23 protein-coding genes are annotated in these 26033 nt (G+C 69.5%); 5 read left to right on the top strand and 18 right to left on the bottom strand.

Translation table 11 applies throughout. From position 1 onward, the window contains the following. Positions 1 to 22: 22 nt before the first annotated feature. From Q0812_RS03760 to gyrA, 3 genes are all read right to left on the bottom strand, one after another. On the bottom strand, positions 23 to 814 hold the full coding sequence (locus Q0812_RS03760; protein ID WP_302108951.1) for an aminotransferase class IV: 792 nt from the start codon (positions 812 to 814) through the stop codon (positions 23 to 25). Beyond that, positions 811 to 1572, bottom strand: a complete 762-nt coding sequence (locus Q0812_RS03755; protein ID WP_302108950.1) for a hypothetical protein — start codon at positions 1570 to 1572, stop codon at positions 811 to 813. The genes Q0812_RS03760 and Q0812_RS03755 overlap by 4 nt, the downstream gene beginning before the upstream one ends. A 65-nt stretch (positions 1573 to 1637) precedes the next feature. Next, entirely contained in the window at positions 1638 to 4391 is a 2754-nt protein-coding gene (gyrA, locus tag Q0812_RS03750) for a DNA gyrase subunit A (protein WP_302108949.1), read from the bottom strand. Between the two features lie 182 nt (positions 4392 to 4573). Here gyrA and Q0812_RS03745 point away from each other — a divergent pair, with 182 nt between their 5' ends. Continuing rightward, positions 4574 to 5053 carry a superoxide dismutase family protein gene (locus tag Q0812_RS03745; protein ID WP_302108948.1) on the top strand — a complete coding sequence of 160 codons (480 nt, stop codon included), beginning with the start codon at positions 4574 to 4576 and terminating at the stop codon, positions 5051 to 5053. A 29-nt stretch (positions 5054 to 5082) separates the two neighbouring features. Here Q0812_RS03745 and Q0812_RS03740 read toward each other — a convergent pair whose 3' ends face one another. Continuing rightward, positions 5083 to 5985, bottom strand: coding sequence for a DMT family transporter (locus tag Q0812_RS03740; RefSeq protein WP_302108947.1), 903 nt, complete (start codon positions 5983 to 5985; stop codon positions 5083 to 5085). 61 nt (positions 5986 to 6046) lie between these two features. Continuing rightward, positions 6047 to 7327 carry a phosphopyruvate hydratase gene (eno, locus tag Q0812_RS03735; protein ID WP_302108946.1) on the bottom strand — a complete coding sequence of 427 codons (1281 nt, stop codon included), beginning with the start codon at positions 7325 to 7327 and terminating at the stop codon, positions 6047 to 6049. Positions 7328 to 7558: 231 nt separating this feature from the next. On the opposite strand from eno, the gene Q0812_RS03730 reads away from it, so the two are divergent. Beyond that, on the top strand, positions 7559 to 7882 hold the full coding sequence (locus Q0812_RS03730; RefSeq protein WP_302108945.1) for a hypothetical protein: 324 nt from the start codon (positions 7559 to 7561) through the stop codon (positions 7880 to 7882). A 6-nt stretch (positions 7883 to 7888) separates the two neighbouring features. On the opposite strand, the gene Q0812_RS03725 is transcribed toward Q0812_RS03730, so the two are convergent. Beyond that, complete coding sequence (locus tag Q0812_RS03725) at positions 7889 to 8485, bottom strand: hypothetical protein (protein ID WP_302108944.1); 597 nt, start codon at positions 8483 to 8485, stop codon at positions 7889 to 7891. Positions 8486 to 8630: 145 nt separating this feature from the next. Here Q0812_RS03725 and Q0812_RS03720 point away from each other — a divergent pair, with 145 nt between their 5' ends. After that, positions 8631 to 9512 (top strand): hypothetical protein, encoded by an 882-nt coding sequence (locus Q0812_RS03720; RefSeq protein ID WP_302108943.1) that lies wholly within the window; start codon positions 8631 to 8633, stop codon positions 9510 to 9512. An 81-nt stretch (positions 9513 to 9593) separates the two neighbouring features. Here Q0812_RS03720 and rpmF read toward each other — a convergent pair whose 3' ends face one another. From rpmF to tpiA, 5 genes are all read right to left on the bottom strand, one after another. Continuing rightward, positions 9594 to 9776, bottom strand: coding sequence for a 50S ribosomal protein L32 (gene rpmF, locus Q0812_RS03715; RefSeq protein WP_302108942.1), 183 nt, complete (start codon positions 9774 to 9776; stop codon positions 9594 to 9596). A 108-nt stretch (positions 9777 to 9884) separates the two neighbouring features. Continuing rightward, positions 9885 to 10868, bottom strand: coding sequence for a 2OG-Fe(II) oxygenase (locus tag Q0812_RS03710; RefSeq protein WP_302108941.1), 984 nt, complete (start codon positions 10866 to 10868; stop codon positions 9885 to 9887). Positions 10869 to 10875: 7 nt separating this feature from the next. Further along, positions 10876 to 12525, bottom strand: coding sequence for a CTP synthase (locus Q0812_RS03705; RefSeq protein ID WP_302108940.1), 1650 nt, complete (start codon positions 12523 to 12525; stop codon positions 10876 to 10878). Positions 12526 to 12629: 104 nt separating this feature from the next. Continuing rightward, positions 12630 to 13031, bottom strand: coding sequence for a preprotein translocase subunit SecG (secG, locus tag Q0812_RS03700; protein ID WP_302108939.1), 402 nt, complete (start codon positions 13029 to 13031; stop codon positions 12630 to 12632). An 86-nt stretch (positions 13032 to 13117) separates the two neighbouring features. Beyond that, positions 13118 to 13870, bottom strand: a complete 753-nt coding sequence (gene tpiA, locus Q0812_RS03695) for a triose-phosphate isomerase (protein ID WP_302108938.1) — start codon at positions 13868 to 13870, stop codon at positions 13118 to 13120. 131 nt (positions 13871 to 14001) lie between these two features. Here tpiA and Q0812_RS03690 point away from each other — a divergent pair, with 131 nt between their 5' ends. Continuing rightward, positions 14002 to 15930, top strand: a complete 1929-nt coding sequence (locus Q0812_RS03690) for a peptidylprolyl isomerase (RefSeq protein ID WP_302108937.1) — start codon at positions 14002 to 14004, stop codon at positions 15928 to 15930. After that, positions 15927 to 17420, top strand: a complete 1494-nt coding sequence (trpE, locus tag Q0812_RS03685) for an anthranilate synthase component I (RefSeq protein ID WP_302108936.1) — start codon at positions 15927 to 15929, stop codon at positions 17418 to 17420. The genes Q0812_RS03690 and trpE overlap by 4 nt, the downstream gene beginning before the upstream one ends. A gap of 9 nt (positions 17421 to 17429) precedes the next feature. On the opposite strand, the gene Q0812_RS03680 is transcribed toward trpE, so the two are convergent. The 7 genes from Q0812_RS03680 to Q0812_RS03650 form a co-directional block, all read right to left on the bottom strand. Next, positions 17430 to 17888 carry a DUF3592 domain-containing protein gene (locus Q0812_RS03680; protein WP_302108935.1) on the bottom strand — a complete coding sequence of 153 codons (459 nt, stop codon included), beginning with the start codon at positions 17886 to 17888 and terminating at the stop codon, positions 17430 to 17432. 115 nt (positions 17889 to 18003) lie between these two features. Then, complete coding sequence (gene glyS / locus Q0812_RS03675; RefSeq protein ID WP_302108934.1) at positions 18004 to 20193, bottom strand: glycine--tRNA ligase subunit beta; 2190 nt, start codon at positions 20191 to 20193, stop codon at positions 18004 to 18006. Beyond that, entirely contained in the window at positions 20193 to 21080 is an 888-nt protein-coding gene (locus Q0812_RS03670; RefSeq protein WP_302108933.1) for a glycine--tRNA ligase subunit alpha, read from the bottom strand. The genes glyS and Q0812_RS03670 overlap by 1 nt, the downstream gene beginning before the upstream one ends. An 82-nt stretch (positions 21081 to 21162) precedes the next feature. Continuing rightward, the gene (locus Q0812_RS03665) at positions 21163 to 21618 is read right to left on the bottom strand and encodes a hypothetical protein (RefSeq protein WP_302108932.1); all 456 of its coding nucleotides are present in this window, start codon (positions 21616 to 21618) and stop codon (positions 21163 to 21165) included. Between the two features lie 185 nt (positions 21619 to 21803). Next, complete coding sequence (locus Q0812_RS03660; protein WP_425281538.1) at positions 21804 to 22664, bottom strand: 4-(cytidine 5'-diphospho)-2-C-methyl-D-erythritol kinase; 861 nt, start codon at positions 22662 to 22664, stop codon at positions 21804 to 21806. Next, positions 22661 to 24313 carry a tetratricopeptide repeat protein gene (locus tag Q0812_RS03655; RefSeq protein ID WP_302108931.1) on the bottom strand — a complete coding sequence of 551 codons (1653 nt, stop codon included), beginning with the start codon at positions 24311 to 24313 and terminating at the stop codon, positions 22661 to 22663. Before Q0812_RS03655 ends, Q0812_RS03660 begins: the two co-directional genes overlap by 4 nt. A 16-nt stretch (positions 24314 to 24329) precedes the next feature. Next, positions 24330 to 26006 (bottom strand): electron transfer flavoprotein-ubiquinone oxidoreductase, encoded by a 1677-nt coding sequence (locus Q0812_RS03650; RefSeq protein WP_302108930.1) that lies wholly within the window; start codon positions 26004 to 26006, stop codon positions 24330 to 24332. Positions 26007 to 26033 lie beyond the last annotated feature (27 nt).

The raw sequence follows: 26033 nt of genomic DNA, 5'->3' as shown, positions 1-26033 counted from the left end.
TAGCATCAGGCCGCGCGCGGTCCTAGATCAGCTCTGGCGGCGCCGCCAGCCACGCCGCCTCCAGGGCTGCGATGCGCTCCGGCGCGGGCGCAAAGCCGATGTCTCCGATCCGGCTGATGGCGCAGGCCGGCGTGGCGCTGTTGCAGAGAAAGGCGGCGTCAAAGCCGCCCAGGTCGTTGAGCGTCACGCGCTCTTCGGTCCCGCCCATCGCGCCGCGCAGCAACGCCTGGGTTACGCCCTCCAGCATGGGCGCCTCAGGCCAGACCAGCTGATCGCCGCGCCAGAAGCCGATGTTCCACAACGTACCTTCGGAGATCACGCCTTCTGAGTCCACGAACAGGGCGTCATCGAACCCTGCCGCCCTCGCCCGCCGGCGCGCACGCATCAGGCCGAAGGTGCCGACCGACTTCAGGTGCGGCGCCTCGCGCTGATGGACTTGAGGCTGGACCGCCAGTGGCCGCTCCGCCAGGGGCGGCGGCGCATCAAAGGCCGCCGTCATGACCGAGGGTCGCCCGACATAGGTCGGCTCTCGCGGCCAGACCTGAGGCGAGAACAGGCTGACGCGCAGGAAGGCCTGGTCCCGGCCCTCAAGCGCCGCCCGCATCCAGCCACGCAGTTCGACCTCGTCCAGCGCCTCGCCAAACAGCTCGACTGCCGCCGCCTGAAGCCGGGCGATGTGCAGGCCGAGACCGCGAGCCGCGCCGTTCTCCACGCGAAAGGACGTGTAGGCCCCATAGTTGACCAGCGCCTGATGCCGGAAGTCCGCCGCCTCGGCGAGCCGTCCGTCCACCAGGATGCGGGGCTCGGCCTTCACGCCGCCGACGCGGTTGGCGCGGGCTTGGGTCTGTATTTGCCCAGTAGCCAAAAGAGCAGCGCCGGCAGGGGTAGAGACAGGTAGAGAATCCACGGGTCGGCCAATCCCGGCCCCTTGAACGCCCCTGCCCCGAACACTGAAATGTAGACCGCCTGGATCTGCCACTCTCCCGTGGCCCAGTTCAGGGCGAACTGGCCTACGCCGAACAGACTCAGGATCATCCAGGCCCAGCGGCGCCGCCAGCCGGCCACGGCCGCCGTCACCAGGCAGAGGATCGGCGCCGCCACCGCGCCCGCAAGCGCCACATAATGGAGCGCCCGCTTACCTGAAAGACTGAAGCCGCCCGCGCTCTGCGCTGCGGCAGCGTCAATCTGGTTCAGGTGCACGCCGTCGATGAACCACTCGCCGCCCGGTCGCCTCTGCACCATGACGACGGTCACGATGACGTAGGTTTCGCCATAATCCAGGCGCTGGGCGACCTGGTAGCTGGAAGGTCCGCCATCGACGACGTTAGCGCTCCAGCCAATGACTTCGCTGCTCTGTGGTTCACCGGGGCGAGTGTAGCTACGGAGATTTTCCAGCGTTTCGGGTGTCAGTTGCCGGAGCAGAGCGCCGGTGCTGGCCGACGACAGGGCCTGCGCATCGCCGTCCCTGACCCACCGATAGACCTGTAAGGTCTGCTCAGCACGTTCCGGGTCCACGCTCGGCATGCTGCAGGAGGCGAGCAGAGCCGACATGATCAGCCACAACCATTTCATGACGCCTGCCCCCCCTGGCCACAGCCATTGCGAGAGTGGCGGCGGCCGAGGCGAGGCGTCAAGCCTCAGTCGGCTTCGCTCTCGCCGCCCTCATCGCCCGGCTCCGCCTCGCCGCCGCCGCTGTCAGCCAACCGCTCCACGGACACCACCCGCTCCCCTTCGGCGGTGCGGAAGATGGTGACGCCCTGGCTCGCCCGGCCCACCACGCGCACCTGGCTGACCGGCGTGCGGATCAGCTGGCCGCCCGAGGTGACCATGAGCAGGTCATCGCTCTCCTCCACTGGGAAGGACGCCGCCAGCCGGTCGCCCGCGCGCCCGCCCAGGCCATGGGCGGTCAGTCCCTGCCCGCCTCGGCCGGTACGCCGGTACTCGTAGGCCGAAGAGCGCTTGCCGAACCCGGTCTCGGTGACCGTCAGGATGAACTGTTCAGCCGCGCCCAGCTCTGCGATGCGCTCGGGGCTGAGGACCGCGTCGCCCGTCGCCTCATCGTCCGCCTCAGCCGGCGCGTCGTCCTCGTCGCCCGCCGCGCGGCGCATGGCGTTGGCATGCTTAACATAGGCGGCGCGCTCTTCGGGCGTAGCGTCGACGCGGCTTAGCACCGCCATGGAGATGACCTCGTCGCCCTCGGCCAGTCGGACGCCTCGCACGCCAGTGGAATCCCGCCCCTTGAACACGCGCACGTCGTCGGCCTTGAAGCGGATGGCCCGGCCCAGGGCCGTGGTCAGCATGACGTCGTCATCCGCCGTGCACAGGGCCACGCCGACCATGCGGTCGCCCTCGTCCAGCTTCATGGCGATCTTGCCGGCCCGGTTCACGCTGGCGAAGTCTGACAGCTTGTTGCGGCGCACGTCGCCCGAGCGCGTGGCGAACATGATGTCGTACTGGTCCCACTCAGCCTCATCTTCCGGCAGGGGCAGCACGTTCATGATGCTGTCGCCCGGCTCGATGGGCAGCAGGTTGACGAAGGCCTTGCCGCGCGACTGCGGCGTGCCCAGCGGCAGGCGCCAGACCTTCAGCTTGTAGGCCTTGCCGTTGGTGGCGAAGAACAGCACCGGCGCGTGTGTCGAGGCTGAGAACACGCCCACCACGGCGTCCTCGTCCTTCATGGCCATGCCCGAGCGGCCCTTGCCGCCGCGATGCTGGGTCCGATAGGCGGCCAGCGGCGTGCGCTTGACGTAGCCCGAGTGGGTGACGGTCACGACCATCTCCTCGCGCGGGATCAGGTCCTCATCCTCCAGCTCGAAGTCGCCCTCGACGATCTGGCTGCGACGTGGGACGGCGAACTGCTCTCTCACCTCCAGCAGGTCGGCGCGCACCACGGCCAGGATGTTGGCGCGGTCCGAGAGCAGCTCCAGCTTCTCGCGGATGGTGGCGGACAGCTCGTTGGCCTCGCCGAAGATCTCATCCCGGCCAAGGCCGGTCAGCCGGGCCAGGGTCAGGGCCAGGATGGCGCGCGCCTGCTCGTCGGTCAGGCGCAGCTTGTCGCCCTCGACGATCACCGAGCGTGGATCGGCGATCAGCTCGATCAGGGCCATCATGTCGCCCACCGGCCAGGCCTTGCCTTGCAGACGCTCGCGCGCCTCGGTTGGGTCCGCCGAGGTGCGGATCAGGGCGATGACCTCGTCCACATTGGCCACGGCGATGGCCAGGCCGACCAGCACGTGGCCCCGGTCGCGCGCCTTGCCCAGCTCGAACTTGGTGCGCCGGACGATGACCTCTTCGCGGAACTCAAGGAACAGATCGACCAGCTGGCGCAGGCCCATCTGCTCGGGCTTGCCCCGGTTCAGCGCCAGCATGTTTACGCCGAAGCTGCTCTGCAGGTTCGTGAAGCGGTAGAGCTGGTTCAGGATCACGTCGCCGGAGGCGTCGCGCTTCAGCTCGATGACGATCCGCATGCCGTGGCGGTCGCTCTCGTCGCGGATGTCGCTGATGCCCTCCAGGCGCTTCTCGCGCACCAGTTCGGCGATGCGCTCGATCAGCGTGGCCTTGTTGATCTGATACGGCAGCTCGGTGACGATGATGGCCTCGCGATCCTTGCGGATCGTCTCGATGGAGGCCTTGCCGCGCACGACGACCGAGCCCCGGCCCGTCATCAGCGCCTGGCGCGCGCCCGATCGGCCGATAATCTCGCCCGCCGTGGGGAAATCGGGGCCCGGCACGATGTCGAGCAGCTCGTCCAGGGGCAGCTCGGGATTGTCCAGAACAGCCACGCAGGCGTCGATCACCTCGCCCAGATTGTGCGGCGGGATGTTGGTGGCCATGCCGACGGCGATGCCGCCCGCGCCGTTGACCAGCAGGTTGGGGATGCGCGCCGGCAGGACTCGGGGCTCCTGGCGGGCCCCGTCGTAGTTGTCCTGGAAGTCGACCGTATCCTTGTCGATGTCCTCGACCAGAGCCTCGGCGGCCTTGGTCATGCGCGATTCGGTGTAGCGCATGGCCGCCGGCGGATCTCCGTCGACGGACCCGAAGTTGCCCTGGCCGTCCACCAGCAGCAGCCCCATCGAGAACGGCTGGGCCATGCGCACCATGGCGTCATAGATCGCCTGGTCGCCGTGCGGGTGGTACTGACCCATGACCGCGCCGACCACGTTGGCCGACTTCACGTGCTTGCGGTCCGAGGTCTGGTTGTTCTCGTACATCGAGTAGACGATGCGGCGATGCACGGGTTTCAGGCCGTCGCGCGCGTCCGGCAGGGCGCGGGCCACGATCACGCTCATGGCGTAGTCGAGATACGAGCGTCTCAGCTCGTCTTCGATGGCGATCGGTGCGATGCCTTGGGCGCCGCCGTCGGCGGCGTCGGGTCGGGTGTCGTCGGTCAAGGAAAGTCCGTCAGAATCGCGGAACGTCTGGGTTCCCCCCTTGTTAGCATCCAGGGGTCCGCAAGGCAAAGAAACCGGGGCCCAAAGCCCTATCCGCGCAGGGAGTGAACGCGATGAAATCCGGCTTGTTAATCAGTGCCTTGTCAATCCTCGCCGTAGGCGGCTGCGCCAGCCTTCCGGGCATGACGGAAAGAAGTCCCATGGGCGACTTCGGCGAGGCCACGCTGATGAGCCCGGACGGCGCACGGATCGGCCGCGCGACCTATCGCCAGGGCCCGACGGGCGTGCTGATGCAGGTGGAGGTCGAGCGGCTGACGCCAGGCTGGCACGGCATGCACATCCACGCGGTCGGCGACTGCTCCGACCCGGCGTTCCAGTCCGCCGGCGGTCATGTCAGTCACGGCGACGGCGCCCACGGCTTGCTCAATCCCGGCGGTCCGGAAGCGGGCGACCTGCCCAATCTGTGGGTGGGCGGCGACGGCCGCGGTCGCGCCGAGATCTTCACCGACCGGGTTCGTCTGGCCGCCTCCGGACCCGGCGCGCCTCTGTGGGACGCCGACGGCTCGGCGCTCGTCATCCACGCCCAGCCCGACGATCATCAGTCCCAGCCCATCGGCGGAGCCGGCGCCCGCGTGGCCTGCGGGATCATGGCGGCCGGCTGATCGGGGGGCTCCGCCCGCAGCGGCTGAGCTCAGGCGGCCCTCGCCGCCCCCATCCGAAGCCGGCGCTCGACCAGGGCCACGACGCCGACGCCCGCCAGCGTCAGGGCGGCGCCCAGCACGATCTGCCAGGTCAGTTGGTCGCCCATGAAGCCCCATCCCATCAGGGCCGAGACCACCGGCGTCGCCAGCATGTAGGGCGTCACCCGGCCCGCCTCGCGCCGCTGCACCAGCCAGAACAGCAGACCCGTGGCGATGACGGTCGAGATCAGGGAGGCCCAGATGACCGAGGCCCAGACCATCGGCGGCGCGGTCACCGCCGCGGTCAGCTGATCGTCCTCAAACAGGATCGAGGCCAGCCCCAGGACCGGCGCCGCCGTCAGGGCCAGCATGCCCTGCAGCTTCAGCGGCGAGACGCCGATGCTGCGGCGCGCGTTCACCGTCGCAAGCGCCCAGGCGGCGCTGGCCGCCGCCCCCACCAGGATCGCGTCCCAGTCGTGCAGGGCGTGCGGGTCGGCCGTCATCCAGACCACGCCCAGCATGGCCAGAGCCATGCCGCCGACCGCCGCCTTGGTCAGGCGTTCACCCATCAAGAGGAAGGCGAACAGCGCCGTCATCGGGATCCACAGCTGCAGGCTGACCGACAGGGGCGTGACGTCCTCGGCCATCCAGAAGGCGAGGTAGATCAGGCCGAAGTGAACCGGCCCGCCGAAGATCATCACCCCCAGCAACCGCCGCCCGTTCGGAAACGGCGGCCGCACGAAGGCGGCCAGCACGGCCCCGGCTATGGCGAAGCGCAAGAACCCCATGAACAGCGGCGGCAGGTGCTCGGTCGCCAGCTTGGCGCCGGCATTGTTGACGCCCCAGATGACGACGATCGCCACAAGCGCCGCGGCTTCCAGAGCAGTCAGGCGATGCGGCGCGGATGTGGTCACGCGCCAGCTTATCCGCCGCCCTCGCCGCCTCGGCAAGGGGCCGCCGTTGCCGAAGAAATCGCTAGCCGCCGAGCAGCACCGACGACCCGGCGTAGATGGCCTGATCGCCCAGCATCTCCTCGATGCGGAGCAGCTGGTTGTACTTGGCCAGACGGTCCGAGCGGGCCAGCGAGCCGGTCTTGATCTGTCCGCAGTTGGTGGCCACGGCCAGGTCGGCGATGGTCGAATCCTCCGTCTCGCCCGAGCGGTGGCTCATCACCGCCGTGTAGCCGGCGCGATGGGCCATATCGACGGCGTCCAGGGTCTCGGACAGGGTGCCGATCTGGTTGACCTTGATCAGGATCGAGTTGGCCAGGCCCTCGCCGATGCCGGCCGCCAGGCGCGCCGGGTTGGTCACGAACAGGTCATCGCCCACCAGCTGCACGCGGTCGCCCAGACGCTCGGTGAGCAGGCGCCAGCCCTCCAGGTCGTCCTCGGCGCAGCCGTCCTCGATGGAGACGATCGGGAAGCGGTCGCACAGGGCGACCAGATATTCGGCCATGCCGGCCTGATCCAGGGTTTTGCCCTCGCCGGCCAGCACGTACTTGCCGTCCTTGAAGAACTCGGTGGAGGCCACGTCCAGCGCCAGGTGGAAATCCTCGCCGGGCTTGTAACCGGCCTGCTCGCCCGCCTTCATGATGAAGCCCAGGGCCGCGTCGGCCGAGGCCAGGTTCGGGGCGAAGCCGCCCTCGTCGCCGACGTTGGTGTTGTGGCCTTCCGCCTTCAGGGCGGCGCGGAGCGAGTGGAAGATCTCCGCGCCCATGCGCAGGGCCTCGCCGAAGCTGTCGGCGCCCGTGGGCATGATCATGAATTCCTGGATGTCGATCGGGTTGTCGGCGTGGGCGCCGCCGTTGATGATGTTCATCATCGGGGTCGGCAGCACGCGGGCTGAGACGCCGCCGACGTAGCGGTGCAGGGCCAGATCGGCGCTGATGGCGCTGGCCTTGGCGCAGGCCAGGCTGACGCCCAGGATCGCGTTGGCGCCCAGGCGGCTTTTGTTCGGCGTGCCGTCCAGCTCGATCAGCACGTCGTCGATGCGGCGCTGGTCCTCGGCGTCCATGCCGGCCAGCGCATCGAAGATCTCGCCGTTGACGGCGTCGACCGCCTTTTCCACGCCCTTGCCCAGCCAGCGGGACTTGTCGCCGTCGCGCATCTCGACCGCCTCGTGGGCTCCGGTGGAGGCGCCCGACGGCACGGCGGCGCGACCGAAGCTGCCGTCCTCCAGCACCACGTCCACCTCGACGGTGGGATTGCCCCGACTGTCCAGGATCTGGCGGGCGGTGATGTCGAGGATGTCGGTCATTGAGGTCGCGCCTTTCGCATGGGCCGTAGGTCCCGCCTGCCGCGGGAAAGTCGGCGTGGCGATAGACCATGGGGAACGCGCGGGCAACTTAGGCGGTTGGGGCTAGACCGAAATCGGTTGAGCAGGTCGCGCACCGGCGAAACTCAGATTTCGGTCCAGTACTTAACGAGAGCCTGATTCACGGCCTCGGCGGAATCGCGCAGCGATTCCAAGCTTGGGAGAATTCAGACCATGTTCGCATTCAGACTGGCGGCCCTCGTCGCCGCCCCCGCCCTTTTGCTGGCCGCCTGCAGTGACCCGGCGGAGGACACCATGTCCGAGACCGGCGCCATGACCGCCGAAGACGCCGGCGTGAACGCCGCCGGAACCACCATGACCGCCGACGGGACCATGACCGCCGGGGAAGCCGGAATGGGTCAGACGGCCGCTGAAGGCACGACCGTGCCCGGCTCGCCGCCGCCGGTCGCTCCAGGGCTGGCGGGCGACACCACGCCGCCCGACGGCAACTTGGCCCAGCGCCAGGACGACGCGCCCGGCGCCGTCACCGAACCCTAGGGTCCCCTAGGCGCAGCCCTCCACGTACATGGCGGCGGGGCCGCCCGCGTGGATCATCGACACCCGTCCGTCTGGGCCGATCTCGTATCGGATCAGGCGGATATCGTCACCGGACCGCTCCTGCGAGTACCAGACGTCCACGTATTCGGCGGGCGCTTGGCTGTACTTGTGGGGCGTGACGACGGCGCGGGCGCCCAGGCCCGCCTTGAGCTCAGAGGCCGTCGCGCCCAGCCCGTAGCCATCGACTGTCTTCAAGGCCGCCTCGCGGATCAGGCTGATGCGGGCCAGCCGGCCGTTCTCGATCATGACCTGCAGGCCCTCGGGCGCGCGCGCGGGCCGAAATTGATCACAGACCTCGGGCTCTGGCCCGCCCACCGCCGGATCGTCGTCGCCGCCGAGCGCCTGCTCGACCTCGGCGCGCGTCATACCGATGCGCAAGGGACCCCAGCCCTCGGCGGTCAGGGCGTTGGCATCTGCAGGTGTCGGCTCGGCAGGAGCCGGGGCAGGCGTGGGCGCATGGGCGGATCCGTCCTCTCTGGCCGGCTCCTGAGAGCAGGCGGCGATCAGAACGACGGCGGCGGCGACAAGGGCGTTACGGTGCATCGGCGATCTCCGGTTCAGGTCCGCGAGCAGTTTCTGAGCGTTCACCTGCGCGCCGCGAAGTTCAACAGAAAAGCTGCCAAGCTCGACAGTTGCCGTTCATGTTGCAAACGCTACAGCTTGGGCGTCGCCCTCGGGAATAGCCGCCATGATCCGCACTGCAAGTCTCGCCGCCGCCGCCCTCGCCGGCCTCGTCCTCGCCACCCCCGCGTACTCGGCCGACAGCCTGTCCGCCCCCGCCCGATTGACGGCCGGTCAGACCCTGACCGCCGCCAACAATCGCTACGCCCTGCGAATGCAGACCGACTGCAATCTGGTTCTCTACGCCTCCAGCGGACAGCCGCTGTGGTCCAGCCGCACCAACAATCGTGGCCGCGGCTGCTACGCCAACCTTCAGGACGACGGGAATCTGGTCGTCTATGACGCCGCCAACCGGCCGCTGTGGGCGTCCAACACAGCCGGCTCAGGCTCCGTCCGGCTGGTCATGCAAGGCGACGGCAACCTGGTCCTGTACGCTGGGGGCAACCGTCCGGTCTGGGCCTCGAACACCGTCCAGCAATCCCAGGGCGATCGTGACCGCGACCCGCGTGACCGTGACCGCGGGGACCGCCGTGATCGGGGCGGCTGGGGCGGTCCCGGCGGCGGTTGGAGCGGGTCGACTGGACCCTACAGCTCCACGTCTCGCGGGGCCTTCCGGATCGGCGACATCCTCTATTCACGCGACGAGGAGACGATCTATTCGAACAACCGCGAGGTACGTCTGCGCCTCGGCCGCGACTGCAATCTCGTGCTCGAAACCCGCCGCCAGACCCTGTGGGAATCCCGCACGGCCGGCCGGGCCCGCAACTGCAGCCTGACCCTCGAGCGGGACGGCCAGCTGGTGCTCAGCGACAGCAGCGGATGGCGGCTCTGGACCAGCGGGGCCCGCGCCTCGGGCGATGTCGGCCTGGTCGTCCAGGACGACGAGAATCTGGTGCTCTACGAAGGCCGGCGCGCCTACTGGTCGACGGATACCTGGCGACGCCGCTGAGACGGCGCGTCAACGACGAACGGCGCGCGAGGGATCTCGCGCGCCGTCAAATCCGCTCAAACGATGAAGGCTTGAAAGGGCCTAGTCTTCCTTAGGCGTGATGACCTGGCGGCCCTTGTACATGCCGGTCTTCAGGTCGATGTGGTGCGGACGGCGCAGCTCGCCGGTGTCCTTGTCCTCAGTGTAGCTGTTGGCGCCCAGGGCGTGGTGCGCGCGGCGCATATTGCGACGCGAGGGCGAGACTTTACGCTTGGGAACGGCCATGTCCGTCTCTCGTAGGGTTCTAGTAAGCGCCTGGGGCGCGAAAACGGGAACGGCGGCCCGCTCGGCCGCCGCGTGAGCGCGGGCTTATGCCCCAAGCCGCCCCGGCTTTCAAGAGGGCTGCAGCCCCCAAGGATGATAAGGTCTCTGCCGGATCCAGCGCGTGGCCAGCCACTTCTCTCCCGCGGTCACCGGCAGGCCGGCGTGCTTGCTCATGGGATCGCCGCGCCCGTCCGCCAGCAGGTTCCGGAAGACGATGGCGTCGCCCAGTCCGCCCCTGATCTTCAGGCCGGAAGCGAAGGCGGTTTCCCCGCCCTCATAGTCCTCGTTCAGATAGATCAGCACCGTGGTCGAGCGCTGGTTGGCCTCGCCCGGCAGGAAGTCGAAGTGGGGGCGGTACTCCTGCCCGGGCCGGTAGCGCAGCATGTGCAGCGGCTCGCCCCAGGCTGTCTCCGTGCCGGTGACGCGGGCCAGGCGATGGTTGATGGCGCGCACCACCAGATCCTCGTCCGGCGGCCCAAAGCTGCCGCCGTCAGAGGTGCGGACGGGATGATCGATGGTCTGGCCGGTCTTGGGATCGATCACCCGCGAGGGTACGAGCAGATGAGCGGCCCGCGCCCTTAGCCAGGCGCATTCTTCGGGGGTCAGCAGGTTGGGCGCCCAGTCCACCACCGGGCTCTCGCTCAGCCGTCGGCCCTCGGGCGGATCGCCCGCCGGGCGGCCCTCGGCGTCGAGATTCATGGCCCCGAGCAGGGCTAGCTGCTGCTGGGCCATCTGGTCGCCCTGTCCCGCCGCCGACCGAACCTCGGCAAGGGCCGCGCCCCAGTCCTCGGCCACGCCCGTTCCGTTGGCGAGCAGGGCCGCCCGCGTCAGACGCGCCGCCGTCACGCCCTTGGCCGCCGCCGCCAGCAGCAGCTTGTGCCCGGACGCCAGGTCGCGCTCGGCGCCGTCGCCCCAAATCTTCCACAGCGCCAGCTGGTATTGCGCCCTGGGCTCGCCCTCGCGCGCGGCCCGGCGGATCAACGGCTGGGCCTCGGCCATGCGGCCCGACCGCCACAGCTCCAGCCCCTTCTCGGCCGTCTGACGCGCGCTCATGGCCGCGTCAGACCAGACGGCTCTGCTCCACCGCCGCAGCGATGAAGCTGGCGAACAGCGGGTGGGGCGCGAAGGGCCGGCTCTTCAGCTCAGGGTGGTACTGCACGCCGATGAACCAGGGATGGTCCTCGCGCTCCACCGTTTCGGGCAGCACGCCGTCGGGCGACAGCCCCCGGAATTTCAGCCCCGTGGCCTCGATGGCCTCGCGGTAGTTGATGTTCACCTCGTAGCGGTGCCGGTGCCGCTCGCTGATGTCGGTGGCGCCGTAGATTTCGGCGATCCGCGATCCGGGCGTCAGGACCGCATCATAGGCCCCCAGGCGCATGGTGCCGCCCAGGTCGCCGCCGGCCTCGCGCCGCACACGCTCGTTGCCCTGCGTCCACTCGGTCATCAGGCCCACCAGCGGCTCTTCAGCCGGGCCAAACTCGGTGGAGCTGGCCCTGGCCAGGCCCGCCAGGTTCCGCGCCGCCTCGATCACCGCCATCTGCATGCCGAAGCAGATGCCGAAATAGGGGATGTTGCGCTCGCGGGCGAAACGCGCGGCGGCGATCTTGCCCTCCGAGCCGCGCTCGCCGAAGCCGCCGGGCACCAGCACGGCATGGGCGGCCTGCAACCGGGCTTCGCAGTCGGCGGCGTCGCCCTCGAAGGTCTCGGCCTCGACCCAGTCGATGTTGACCTTGACCCGATTGGCCACCCCACCATGGTGCAGCGCCTCGATGAGCGATTTGTACGCGTCCTTCAGCACCGTGTACTTGCCGACCACGGCCACGGTGACCTCGCCGTCCGGGTTTAGCCGGCGATCCACGATCTCTTCCCAGCGGGACAGGTCCGGCGCCGGCGCCTCGTCCATGCCGAAGCAGGCCAGTACTTCCCGGTCCAGGCCCTCGCGGTGATAGTCCAGCGGCACCGCGTAAATGTCCGCCGAATCCATGGCCTGGATGACCGCGTTCTCACGGACGTTGCAGAACAGCCCGATCTTGCGCTTCTCGTCCGCCGGAATGGGCGCCTCGCAGCGGCACAGCAGTATGTCGGGCTGAATGCCGATGGAGCGCAGCTCCTTCACCGAATGCTGGGTCGGCTTGGTCTTCATCTCGCCGGCCGTCTTGATGAAGGGGAGCAGGGTCAGGTGGATGAAGATGGACTGGCCGCGCGGCAGCTCCTGGCTCAACTGGCGCAGCGCCTCAAAGAAGGGCAGGCCCTCGATGTCGCCGACCGTGCCGCCGACCTCGACCAGGACGAAGTCGACCTCCTGGCCGTCATCGTCGAGCGCCGGCTGCAGCACGAACTGTTTGATCTGGTCGGTGACGTGCGGAATGACCTGAACGGTCGCGCCCAGATAGTCGCCGCGCCGCTCCTTCTCCAGGATGGTCTGATAGATGCGGCCCGTGGTGATGTTGTCCGACTTGGCCGCCGACACGCCGGTGAAGCGCTCGTAGTGCCCCAGGTCGAGGTCCGTCTCGGCCCCGTCGTCGGTGACGAAGACCTCGCCGTGCTGATAGGGACTCATCGTCCCCGGATCGACGTTCAGATAGGGGTCGAGCTTACGCAGGCGGACGCGGTAGCCGCGCGCCTGGAGCAGCGCGCCGAGCGCGGCTGAGGCGAGGCCTTTTCCCAATGAGGAAACCACGCCGCCGGTGATGAAAACATAGCGGGCCATGGGGGATCAAACTAAGCGCGATTCGGGCGCCGCCGCCGCGCTGATCGAAGCGGCGGAGACACCAAGTCCGTGGATGATTTGAGCCGGGCCGGAACCCGGCGCGGTCACTGGGCCGGCGGCGCCGCGGGCGCCTGGGACAGAGCTTGCAGGTCGTCCAGCGACGGCGCGTCCGGCTGGGCCGGGGCGGGCTGGGCGGGCTGTTGCTCGGTCGGCTGCGGCTGCTGGGCGTTCAGGTCGATGGAGCCCACCTCGTCAGCCGAGACGATCGACCGGGCCGCCTGTTCGCGGTTGCCCACGATGGTCAGAAGGATCGCCAGCACGAAAAACGCCGTGGCCAGGATCGAGGTGATCCGGGTCAGCAGGTTGCCGGCGCCGCGCGCGGTCATGAAGCCGCTGGGACCGCCGCCCATGCCGAGCGCGCCGCCCTCGGAGCGCTGCAGCAGGATGACCCCGACCATGACCAGGGAAACCAGGATGATGGCGGTAAGCAGAATGGCGGACAGCATGGCCTAAATCATGTGGGCGGCGACCGGGCCGCGATCAAGCGGCCCCTCTAACACCGGGGTCGGGCGAACGCCAGAGCCCTTGGGCGTCACAGCGCGCGGATGATGCCGAGGAAGTCCTGGGCCTTCAGCGATGCGCCGCCGACCAGCGCCCCGCCGACGTTCGACACCTTCAGGATCTCCGCCGCATTGGCCGGCTTCACCGACCCGCCGTACAGAATGGCGATGCCCGAACCGTGCTGGCCAAAGCGCTGTTCCAGCGTCGCGCGCACGGCGTCGTGCACTTCGGCGATCTGCTCCAGGGTCGGCGTGCGTCCCGTGCCGATGGCCCAGACCGGCTCGTAGGCCACGCTGAAGGCCGCGCCCGCCAGGCTGTCCGGCAGCGAGCCCGAAACCTGTCGCTGCACCACCTCCACCGCCTTGCCGGCGTCACGTTCTTCCAGGGTCTCGCCCACGCAGACGATCGGCTCGAGGCCGGCCGCCAGCGCGGCCTCCACCTTGGCGGCCACATCCGCGTCCGTCTCGCCGAAGCCCTGGCGCCGCTCCGAATGGCCCAGAATCACCAGGCCCGCGCCCGCATCCTTCAGCATGGCCGCCGAGATCGAGCCGGTGTAGGCGCCCTCGGCCGCGGCGTGACAGTCCTGCGCGCCGATCAGCACAGCCCCGCCCTTCAGCCGCCAGGCCATCTGGGCGATCAGGGTGGCGGGCGGGCACAGGGCCACGCGACATGCGGCAGGCTGCTGGTCCAGCGCCTCTTTCAGCGCGGCCGCCTCGTCCAGCGAGGCCGACAGGCCGTTCATCTTCCAGTTGCCGGCGATCAGGGGGGTGATGGTGCTCTGCATGGCCCGGGTTCCTAGCCGGACCACGGCTTTCCGCCAAGCCGCCGCTTGCCGGTAGCCCCGCCGCCCGCCTATAGGCAGAAGGCGCGCTCTCAGCGTCGGGATCGCGCCCAATCGCTTTGTCGGGAACCGCCATGCTCAGCTCGTTTCGGGCCTTCGCCAAGTCCAAGGTCGCCCTGGTCCTGATCGGCCTGCTGATCATCAGCTTCGCCGTCTTCCAGTTCAGCGACACTTTCGGCGCCAATCCCGGCGGCGCGGTCATCACCGCCGGCGACCGCGAGATCACCCGGCAGGAGTTCGCCGCCCAGTTCGCCCGCGTGAAGCAGAACATGGAACAGCAGAACGGCGGCCAGCCCATTCCCCAGGACGAGTTGATCCAGCGCGGCGTGCACATGCAGATGCTGGAGCAGATGGCCGCCGACGAAGGCCTCTACGCCTGGTTGTGGAAGGTCGGCGTTCGGCCCAGCGAGCAGCTGATCATCGAGCAGATCCGCGCCATCCCGGCCTTCTTCAACCAGATCACCGGCGCCTTCGACGAGGACGAGTACAACCGCCGCCTGGCCGAGGCGAACCTGACCGCCCCGGTGTTCGAGCGCGGCCTGCGCGATGAGATGAGCGCCAACCACTTCGCCGCCGCTCTCGTGGCCGGCTCGCGCGCCCCGCGCGTCTACGGCGCCCTGATGGCCTCGGTGCAGATGCAGAGCCGGGACGGCCGCTGGTTCTTCGTCACCCAGGACATGGCCGGCACGGCCCCTGCCCCCACCGACGCCCAGCTGACCGCCTTCATGAACGAGAACGCCGAGGCGCTGCGTCGTCCCGAGATGCGTCGCACGACCCTGGTCCTGTTCACGCCCTCGCAGCAGCTGGGCCAGGTCAGCGTCACCGACGCCCAGATCCAGGAGCGCTTCAACTTCCGCCGCGACGCCCTGGGCCAGCCCGAGACCCGCACCTTCGTCACCATCGCCGCGCGCGACCGCGCCGCCGCGGACCGCATCGCCCAGGCCCTGCGCGCCGGCCAGGATCCCGCCGCCGTGGCCGAGGCCAACGGCGTCGAGCCCGTCGCCTATGACAACCGCCCCGCCTCGGCCGTGGCCGATCAGGCCGTGCGCCAGGCCGTGTTCGGCATGCAGCCCGGCCAGGTCTCCAACCCCATCCAGGGCTCGCTGGGCCTGACGGTGGCCAAGCTGACCTCGATCACGCCCGGCCGCGCCGCCACCCTTGAGGACAACCGCGCGGCCATCGAGCAGGAGCTGCGCCAGGAGGCCGCCCGCGCTCGCGTCTACGAACAGGTCGAAGCCTTCCAGCAGGCCCGCGACGGCGGCGCCTCCATCACCGAAGCCGCCCAGCGCACGAACGGCCAGGTCGTCCAGCTGCCCTATCTGACCGAGCAGGGCATCGCAGAGAACGGCCAGCGCCTTGGCGCGCCCGAGAGCGTCTTCCAGACCGCCTTCGCCACCGAGGCCGGCGGCGAGAGCGACATCGTCGACGCCGGCGAAGGCCAGTACTTCGCCCTGCGGGTGGAGGACGTGCGCGAAGCCGCCCTGCCCCCGCTGGAGGAGGTCCGTCCCCAGCTGACCGACGTCTGGACCCGGCGTGAGAACGCCCGCCTGCTCCAGGCCAAGGCGGATGAGCTGGCCGGCCGCGTCCGCGGCGGCGAAGACATCGCCGCTGTCGCCGCCTCGGCCGGCGCCGATCTGGTCACCCGCACCGGCGTCTCGGTCCAGACCGCCGGCGAAACGCCCCAGGGCGTGCTCCAGGGCCTGTTCGGACAGGGCCGCGGCCAGGTCTTCAGCGGCCCCGCCGACCAGACGCGCATGGTTGTCGGACGGGTCGACGCCGTGCACGCGCCGACGGCGGCGCTGGCCGCGCGTCCGGCTGAGCAGGCGCGCCCGCGCCTGACCATGGGCCTGATGAACGAGCTGACCGAGATCGCCCGCAGCCAGGCCGGCGAAGCGGTCAAGGTCCGCACCTACCCTGACCAGGCTCAGCGCGCCCTCGGCATCGACCCCGAGGCTGCGCCGGCTGAGGGCGGTGAAGGCGCCGCCGACGCCCCGGCCGAATGAGCGAACGTCAGGCGTTCGCCGCCGCCTGGGACGCAGGCCGCGCCCAGGTGGTCGTCCGACGTCTGGTGGACGATCTGGAGACGCCGGTCTCGGCCTATCTGAAGCTTGGCCTCGATCAGCCCTACGCCTTCCTGCTGGAGTCGGTTGAGGGCGGCGCGTGGCGCGGCCGCTACTCGGTCATCGCCCTCAAGCCCGATCTGGTCTGGCGTTGTTTCGGCGACCGCGCAGAGGTCGCGCGGGGGGGCGACGCCATCGCCGAAGAGCGGTTCGAGCCTGAAGCCCAGCCAGCCCTTCAATCCCTGCGCGCCCTGATCGACGCTTCGCGCATCGACTTCGACCAGCCCGGTCTGCCCCCCATGGCGGCGGGACTCTTCGGCGTCTTTGGCTATGACGTGGTCCGGCTTGTCGAACCCCTCGGCCCGGCCAAGGACGATCCCCTGAACCTGCCCGACGCCGTGCTGGCCCGGCCGTCCCTGGTGGCGGTGTTCGACGGCGTCGCCCAGGAGATCATCCTGGCGTGCCCGGCCCGCCCGTCGGCAGTCGAGACGGCCGACCAGGCCTGGGACCGCATCCAGGCCCTGCTGGACGAGACCGAGGCGGCCCTGCGCGCGCCCGCCCCACGGCCTGCCGCCACGCCTCCCGCGTCAGCCCAGGTCCCGCTGCAGCCCTCCCTGACGCTCGAGGCTTATTCAACCAACGTCGAGGCGGCCAAGGACTACATCCGCGCCGGCGACATCTTCCAGATCGTGCCCAGCCAGCGCTTCAGCGCGCCCTATCAGGGCTCGCCCTTCGCCTTCTATCGCTCGCTCAGGCGCACCAACCCCTCGCCGTTCCTGTACTTCCTGAACTTCGGCGGCTTTCAGCTGGCCGGCTCCAGCCCCGAGATTCTGGCGCGCCTGCGGGGCGGCAAGCTGACCCTGCGGCCCATCGCCGGCACCCGCCCCCGCGGCGCCACGCCGGAAGAGGACGCACGCCTTGAGGCCGAGCTGCTGGCCGATCCCAAGGAGCGCGCCGAGCACCTGATGCTGCTCGACCTGGGCCGCAACGACGTGGGCCGCATCGCCCAGCCCGCCAGCGTGCGTGTGGCCGAAAGCTTCGTCATCGAACGCTACGCCCACGTCATGCACATCGTCTCGGAGGTCGAGGGCCAGGCGCGGCCCGACCTGCACCCGGTCGAGGTGCTGACCGCCACCCTGCCCGCCGGCACCCTGTCCGGCGCGCCCAAGGTGCGGGCCATGCAGATCATCGACGAGCTGGAGACCACCAAGCGCGGCGTCGGCTATGCGGGAGCGGCCGGCTACATCTCGGCCATGGGCGAGGTGGACCTGTGCATCGTGCTGCGCACCGCCCTGTTCGCGGACGGCCAGATCCATGTCCAGGCGGGCGGCGGCGTCGTCGCCGACAGCGATCCCAGGGCCGAATACGACGAGACCCTGCACAAGTCCCGGTCCCTACGCCGCGCGGCGGAAGAGGCCTGGCGCTTCGAATAGGCGCGGCGGCTACTCGGCCCAGACGCCCAGGAAGACAAAGCCCAGGAACAGCAGCACCACCGTCCAGAAGATCGGCATGCCCACGCCCGGCTTCTTGGCGTCAAGGCAGGCTTCGGCAGGGTCGTCCGGGTTGTAGATCACCTGCGGCTGGGCCCCAACGGGGAAGCGGCTGATGACGGCCTCGGCCTTCTTGCGAAGGGACCAGCGCGGCGTGGCGCCCAGGCCCACGCGCTCGCCCGTATAGGTCCGCCCGCCGACCTCGTACTCATAGGCCAGCTTTGAGATGTAGGCGGAAGAGCGGTCCCCGTAGGAGTCGGTGTCCTCCTCCTCGATCACCTCGGACCGCGTGACGCGCCCCACGGTGCGCGGCCAGGTGGAGGCGAGGCCCGCCCTCTTCACCGCTCGAAAGTGCAGGACCCAGACCAGGGCGACCAGTGCCAGGGTAATCAGGATGACAAAGCCGGCCACGGACGCGCACTCCAAACGGACTGAAGCCTAAGTCATTGCCCTCGCGCGTGATTCTGTAAAGGCGGCGGCCATTTCTGTCTCCTCCCCGTACTGGATGGGGAGGAGACACGGGGGACTAGCCCCCGATCTGGCTGAAGTCCGCCACGCGGCCCATGACGTCACGCACCTGCATGAGCAGGCGCAGGCGGTTCTCGCGCTCCGAGGCAATGTCCGAGTTCACCAGCACGCCCTCGAAGAAGGCGTCCACCGGCGCGCGCAGCCGGGCCAGAGAAGCCATGGCCCCGGCGAAATCCTCGGCGTGCAAGGCCGCGTCCACGTCGGTGCGGGCCTGGGCTACGCTGACGGCCAGGGCGCGTTCGTCGTCCAGGGTCAGGGCGGCCAGATCAATGGCTCCCGCCTCGGGTAGCGGGCCCTTCTTGGCTTCGGCCTTCAGGATGTTAGCGGCGCGGCGATAGCCGGCCAGCAGGTTCGCCCCGTCGTCGGTGGCCAGAAACGCCTCCAACGCCTCGACCCGGCGCACGATGCGTACCAGATCGTCGTCGCCCAGCGCGAACACCGCGTCCACCAGATCGTGACGCTTGCCCTGATCGCGCAGCAGGACCTTCAGGCGGTCAGCGAAGAAGGCGAGGAGGTCGCGAGCTTTCTCGTCCGCCTCACCCAGCACCCAAACTGCAAAGCCCTCGGAGCGGTCCGTCCAAGTCACAGCCCTCTGAGCTTGATCTGCCTGGACCTCACCAATCGACGGGCGCAACCCCTCTACAGCAGCTTCGAGCGGAGCTCGACCTTGCTGATGAAGCTGTCGAATGATCGTCTCAAATCGGAGGGTGAAGACAGCTCGGAGCGGCGCGCGTACCCCGTTCTCCAGCACCAGCCGGATCACGCCCAGCGCCGCGCGCCTCAGGGCGAAGGGGTCCTTCGAGCCCGTCGGCTTCTCATCGATGGCGAAGAAGCCGACCAGGGTGTCCAGCTTGTCGGCCAGCGCCACCGCCACGGTCAGGGGCGCGGTCGGGACCTGATCGTTCGGCCCCTGCGGCTTGTAGTGATCGCGCACGGCGTCGGCGATCGCGTCTGCACTACCGGCAGCGCGAAGGTAATACCCGCCCATGATCCCCTGCAGTTCGGGGAACTCGCCCACCATGCCGCTGGCCAGGTCGGCCTTGGCCAGGCGCGCCGCCTGTTCGGCCTGATCCGGGTCGGCGCCCACCAGGGGCGCGATCTCGCGGGCCAGGGCGGCGATGCGCTCGACCCGCTCGGCCATCGTTCCCAGCTTAGCGTGGAAGGTGACGCCTTCCAGCTTCTTCAGCCAGGCGTCAAAGCCCGTCTTCAGGTCCTCGTCCCAGAAGAAGCGCGCGTCGTTCAGCCGGGCCGACAGCACCCGCGCATTGCCCGCGGCCAGGGCCATCCCGCCGTCGGAAGCCTCCACATTGGCCACCACCACGAAGTGGGGCGCCAGCCGGTCGTTCAGCGGATCGCGTACGGCGAAGTACTTCTGGTGCGTCTTCATGGACAGGCGCACCACCTCGGGCGGAAGGTCCAGGAACTGCGGGTCCATGGCCCCCAGGATCGGCGTCGGCCATTCGGCCAGGCCGGCGACCTCTTCCAGGAGGCCCTCGTCCTCGACCAGCTCCAGCCCCTTGGCGGCGCACACGGCGCGCGCGCCTTCCAGGATGCGGGCCTTGCGCTGGGCGGCGTCCAGGATGACCCGCTCCACCTCCAGCTTGTGCCGGTAGTCGTCGAAGTCCCGCACGGCGAAGGGCTGGCCCGAGCCGAGGAAGCGGTGCCCCTGGGTCTCGTCGCCGGACGCGATCCCATCGATGTCGAACGCGACCACCTCGCTCCCGAAGACGCAGACGATGCGCTTCAGCGGCCGCACCCAGCGCAGCGTTCCAGACCCCCAGCGCATGGACTTCGGCCAGGGAAAGGCGCGCACCGTCTGGTCCACCGCCTCGGCGATGACCTGGGCCGCCGGGCGGCCGGCGCGGTTGATCTCGGCGAACCAGACCCCGTCCCGTTCGGTCAGCTGCTCGCGGGTCAGGCCCGTCTTGCGCAGGAAGCCCTCCAGCGCCTGGTCAGGCGCGCTGGTGCGCGGGCCCTTCAGCTCCTCCGACAGGTCGGGCGTCGCCTCCGGCAGGCCGTCAATGACCAGCGTCAGCCGCCGCGGCCCGGCGAAGACCCGGGCCTGCTCAAAGGCCAGGCCCGCCGCGCTCAGCCGTTCGGTCATCAGCCGATGCAGGTCGCGCGCCGCGCCCGCCTGCATGCGCGCGGGGATCTCTTCGGAAAACAGTTCCAGAAGCAGCTGGGGCATCAGACGCGCCCCCTTTCCTGCTCGACCCATTCGGTGGCGCAGGCCTTACAGAGATCGCGGATGCGGCCGATGTAGCTCTGCCGTTCGGCCACGGCGATGGCGCCCCGCGCATCCATTAGGTTGAACAGGTGGCTGGCCTTCAAAACCTGGTCGTAGGCGGGCAGGACCAGCGCCTGGCCTTGCGGCCCCTGCATGGCCAGCAGGCGCTCCACCTCAGCCACCATGTCGTCGAAGCGGCGCTTCAGCCCGTCGACGTCATAGCCGTGGAAGTTGGCTTCCGACTGCTGGCGCTCGTTCTCCAGGAAGACCTCGCCATAGGTCAGGCCGTCGTTGTTGAATTTCAGGTCGTAAACATTGTCGACGCCCTGGACATACATGGCCAGACGCTCCAGCCCGTAGGTCAGCTCGCCCGAGACGACGTCGACCTCGATGCCGCCGACGCCCTGGAAATAGGTGAACTGGGTCACCTCCATGCCGTCGCACCAGACCTCCCAGCCCAGCCCCCAGGCGCCGACCGTCGGGTTCTCCCAGTCGTCCTCGACAAAGCGGATGTCGTGCAGCTTGGGATCGATGCCGATGGCCGCCAGCGACCCCAGATACTGTTCCTGAAGGTCGTCCGGGTTCGGCTTCAGGATCACCTGAAATTGGTAATAGTGCTGCAGCCGGTTCGGGTTCTCGCCATAGCGTCCGTCGCCGGGCCGCCGGCTGGGCTGCACATAGGCCGCCTTCCACGGACGCGGCCCCAGGGCGCGCAGCACCGTAGCCGGATGCAGGGTGCCGGCCCCCACCTCCACGTCATAGGGCTGCAGCAGGGCGCAGCCTCGCTGGCCCCAGTAGCGTTGCAGGGTCAGGATCAGGTCCTGGAAGGAAAGCGGCTCGGTTGTCACGGTGTTCGCAGGCGCAAAAAAGACGGCGGACCATAGGGCCCGCCGTCCATGCCTTCAAGAAAGGCTTAGGCTGATCGAGGGATCAGTTGCCCCGCGGCGCCGTCATCTGACCGGCGCGGCTGTTCGGACCGCCGTAGCGGGCGCGGTTGGCCGGGGTGTCGGGCACGGGGCCGTTGGTGATCAGCTCGGTGCGCGGCGGCAGGATCGGCGTGCCGACGCCGGTGGTGCCGGAAACGGTGGTGCTCGACAGATTCTCGTTCGTCGTCACCGCCGTCGAGGAATACATGCGCGAGGTGGTCGGGGCCATGCACTCCTGCTTGTACTCCCGCTCAGCCGGGGTGGCCTCGCCGGAGCCGTAGCGGCGGCCGGTGTTCTCGGACATGTTGTTCTCGGCCGCCTCGTTGGCCTCCATGGCCAGGGCCATGCAGGTATGGTCGTCCGTGCGGGTGCCGGGATCGCCCGGATCCTGGGCGTTGGCGGCCGAAGCGAGAATCAGGGCCGCGCTGGCGCAGCCCATAGCCATCATCATGCGACGCATATCCGTCACTCTCCTATCGTTCAGTCTTCGCCCAAGTCTTGTGGGAGCCCGCAAGGTCAGGTTAAGCTGATCGACCAGCGAGGGACTTGGTTCCGGCTCAGTAAACGACGATCGCCGACGATGGTTTCATCGTCTAGCTTGAGCATACGCGATATAAGCTTGACAGTATTCTATGGGGAGCGGCCTCAGGCCAGGACGCAGGCCTGCACCCACCAGTCCGGTCGCGCCTCGGTCAGACGCCGCGCCGCGTCCTGCGCCGCCGCCCTGTCGCTGAACAGGGCGAAGCAGGTCGCCCCCGATCCCGACATCCGCGTCAGCAGCACGCCAGGCAGCGGCTCCAGCGCCGCCAGCACCTGGCCGATGGCGGGCGCCAGACCCATGGCCGGGGTCTCCAGATCGTTGCGCGTCCGTTCGCGCAGGAACGCCGCGACAGCTTCGGGGCTCGCGAACCGATCCGGCAGATCCACCGCCTCCAGAGGCCGGGGCGCGGCGTCATAGGCCCGATAGACCGCGCCGGTCGGCGACGGGGCGCGCGGATTGACCAGCACGGCGGCCAAGGGCGGCGCAAAGGGCGCGGGCGTCAGCCGCTCTCCCCGTCCCCGCGCGACGGCGGCCCGCCCCCACAGGCACAGCGGGCCGTCCGCGCCCAGCCGCGCCATGACCGCTTCCAGCCCGGCGTCATCCAGTTCGGTCAGTCCCAGGTCCCGCGCCGCCAGCAGGGCCGCGCCCGCGTCGGAGGTGCCGCCGCCCAGCCCCGCCGCCACCGGCAGGCGCTTGTCCAGGGTCACCGCCGCCGGCCCGGCGCCGGCCATCGCCAGCGCCTTCAGGATCAGGTTCTCGACGTCCGTCGGGACCTCGACGCCGAACGGCCCCTCGACCTTCAGCGAAGTCGCGTCCGCAGGGCGGGAGAGCACCTGATCGCCCACATCGGCGAAGACGCTCCAGCTTTCGACCGGATGATAGCCGTCCGGTGCGGGCGGGCCCACGTGCAGGTACAGATTGACCTTGGCCGGCGCCGCCCGTTTCACGCCGCCGTCCAGGCTCACCCGGCGTCCGCCTCCAGGTCGCGCAGCTTGGCCTCAACGGCCGCGCGCTGGGCGTCGGTCGGCTCCAGCGTCAGCACGCGCCGCCACTGGTACGCGGCCTCGCGGCGGCGGCCCACCTGCAGATAGGCGTCCCCCAGGTGCTCGTTGATGTCCGGATCGCTGGGTTCGGCCAGCACCGCCGTCTCCAGCAGCGTCACCGCCAGCTCATACTGGCCCTGGCGGAACCGCGCCCAGCCAAGGGAGTCCTGGATCGCCCCCGACGAGGGCTCTATGGCCGCAGCCCGCTCGATCAGAGCCGTGCCCTCGTCGACCTTCACGCCCCGGTCGACCCACATATAGCCGAGGTAGTTCAGAACCTCGGCGCTGTTGGCGTTCAGCGCCAGGGCGGCCTGGAATTCGGCCTCCGCCTCGGCGAAACGGTCCAGCCGCTCAAAGGCCACGCCGCGCGTGAAGCGCGTCTGCCAGGGCTGCTGCGCCAGCGGCTGGCGCAGCTGGTCCAGAGCCGCCAGCGCCTCGGCGTAGCGGCCCTCGGCGTTCAGCACGCCCGCCAGGGCCATCAGGGCGTTGTCGCGCTCTGCCGCCGACGCCGCCTCGACCGCCCGCCGCGCCGTAGCGATGGCGTTCGCCCCCTGCCCTGCCGCCTGCAGGTTGAAGGCCAGCTGGGTCAGGGCCGCCGAATAGTAAGGGTCGGTGGGCGACACCCGCTGCCAGGCGGCGCGGGCCGCGGCATCCATGTCGGCGCCGTCCAGCACGTCGCCCAGCGCCGCCCATGCCCCTGGGGTATGCGGCTGCAGATACAGCGCCATGCGCAGATAGACGGCGGCCAGCTCGTTGCTCTCGGCGCTCATGGCCATGCCCGCCTGCTCGGTCAGCGCCAGGGCCGCGATCTCGGTCAGGCTGGGCAGACCCTGGGGCGGCTGGAACACCGGCAGACCACTGTCCAGATCACTGGCGTGCGCGGCGCGCACCTGACGCGCCTCGCGGCGCTTGCCCTGCCGCTCCAGGAAGCGGGCGTAGGGCTCCACGAACAGCGACATGGGCGCCGACTGGGTCAGCAGGCGCTGATAGATGACGTCCGCCTCGTCAAAGCGGCGCTGGTGCTCCAGCAGCAGCGCGCGGTGGTACTCGCCGAACAGGGCCTGGACCGGCTGCTGCTCGCCCTCCGGCGCCGCCGTCGCCACGTCCCAGCGGCCGACCATGGCCTGGGCGATGGGCTTCAGCAGGGCGCCGACCCCGGCGTGTGGTCCCTCCAGGGGCGTCTGGATCAGGACCTCGGCGTCCGCGCCGCGCCCCTGCTTCAGCGCCTGGAGCAGCTGGGCCAGCCGCGCGGACTCCTTCAGCAGGGTCGAGGCCTCGGTCATGTCGGGCGCCAGCCGCGCCGCCAGGTCGATCTCGCCCGCGAACAGGGCCGAGACGAAGGCGTTCTCGACCAGAGGTCGGTCCTCGGACGGCAGTTCGCCGACCGCCGCATAGGCCGCGGCCGCCCGCTCGGCGTTGCCGCTGGCCATGGCGTAGCGGCCCATCAGGAACTGGCTGTAGTCCGACGTCGCCCCCAGGGGATCGGCGCCCTGCTGGATGGTGAGGGGGCTGTCGGCCAGGGCGGCCGCGGGCAGGGCCGAGAGGGCCAGGATCAGGCTCAGGACGCGCATGGACTTCGGGGCCGCCTCACATGTTCGGATAGTTGGGGCCCCCGCCGCCCTCGGGCGTCGTCCAGTCGATATTCTGGCTGGGATCCTTGATATCGCAGGTTTTGCAATGGACGCAGTTCTGGGCGTTGATCTGGAAGCGCGGATTCTCTCCGGCGTCGTCGTACAGCACCTCGTAGACGCCGGCCGGGCAATATAGGCGCGCCGGCTCGCCATAGCGCGGCAGATTCACCTGGATGGGGACGTTCGGGTCGATCAGCCGCAGGTGCACGGGCTGATCCTCCTCGTGGTTGGTGTTCGAGATGAACACTGAGGACAGCTTGTCGAAGGTCACCACGCCGTCCGGCTTGGGATAGGCGATGGGCTTGTGATCCTTGGCCGGGCCGGTGGACTCCGCGTCGGTCTTGCCGTGCTTCAGCGTGCCGAAGGGCGACCAGCCGCCCAGCAGGCGCGTGATCTGCATGTCCACGCCCGCCAGCAGGGTGCCGATCGTGGTGCCGAACTTCGACAGCAGCGGCTTCACATTGCGCACCAGGCGCAGTTCCTTAGCCACGGCCGAGGCCTCATAGGCCGTCTGATAGCCTTCCAGCACATCGCCCGAGCGTCCGGCCGCCAGGGCCTCCAGCACGGCGTCCGCCGCCAGGATGCCGGTGCGGATGGCGTTGTGGCTGCCCTTGATCCGGGGCACGTTCACAAAGCCCGCCGAACAGCCGATCAGCGCCCCGCCCGGGAAGGCCAGCCTCGGCACCGACTGATAGCCGCCCTCGGTGATGGCCCGGGCGCCGTAGGACAGGCGCCGCCCGCCCTCCAGCATCTCGCGCACGTCCGGGTGCGTCTTGAAGCGCTGGAACTCGTCATAGGGCGACAGGTACGGGTTGGCGTAGTTCAGGTGCACCACGAAGCCCACCGCCGCCAGGTTGTCGCCGAAGTGATAGATGAAGCTGCCGCCGCCGGTCTTGTCGTCCAGCGGCCAGCCCAGGGTGTGCTGGGCCAGGCCCTTCCGGTGCTTCTCCGGCGCCAGCTCCCAGATTTCCTTCAGGCCGATGCCGTACTTCTGCGGATCGCGTCCGTCGGTCAGGGCGAAGCGCTTCTGCACCTGCTTGGAGAGTGAGCCGCGCGCGCCCTCCGCCAACAGAACGTACTTGCCCAGCACGTCCATTCCAGGCTGGTAATCTGGCTTGGGCTGACCGTCGCGGCCGACGCCGAAGACCCCGGCCACCACGCCCTTCAGCGCGCCGGTCGCCTCGTCCCAGATGGGCTGGCTGGCGGCCATGCCCGGATAGACCTCGACGCCCAGCGCCTCGGCCTGTTCGCCCAGCCAGCGGCACAGATTGGCCAGCGAGCCGATATAGGCCCCGTGGTTCTTCATGTAGGGCGGCTGCGGCAGCCAGCTGATGTCCAGCGACCCTTGCGGGCCCAGCACCACGAAGCGGTCCTTGGTGACCGGCGTGTCCAAGGGCGCGCCGCGTTCCTTCCAGTCGGGGAACAGGGCGCTCAGGCCGCTGGTGTCGATCACCGCGCCTGACAGGATATGCGCGCCGATCTCGGAGCCCTTCTCCAGCACGACGACGCTGACGTCACGTCCCTGCGCCTGGGCCTGCTGCTTCAGGCGGATGGCAGCGCCCAGGCCCGCGGGCCCGCCGCCCACGATGACCACGTCGTATTCCATCGACTCGCGCTGGGTGTCTTCGGTCATGCAGGCGTCCTTGTCTCATCCTCGCGC

This window comes from Peiella sedimenti, from assembly GCF_030504955.1.
GTDB lineage: Bacteria > Pseudomonadota > Alphaproteobacteria > Caulobacterales > Caulobacteraceae > Brevundimonas > Brevundimonas sedimenti.
This window is presented reverse-complemented; position numbering and strand designations above follow the sequence as displayed.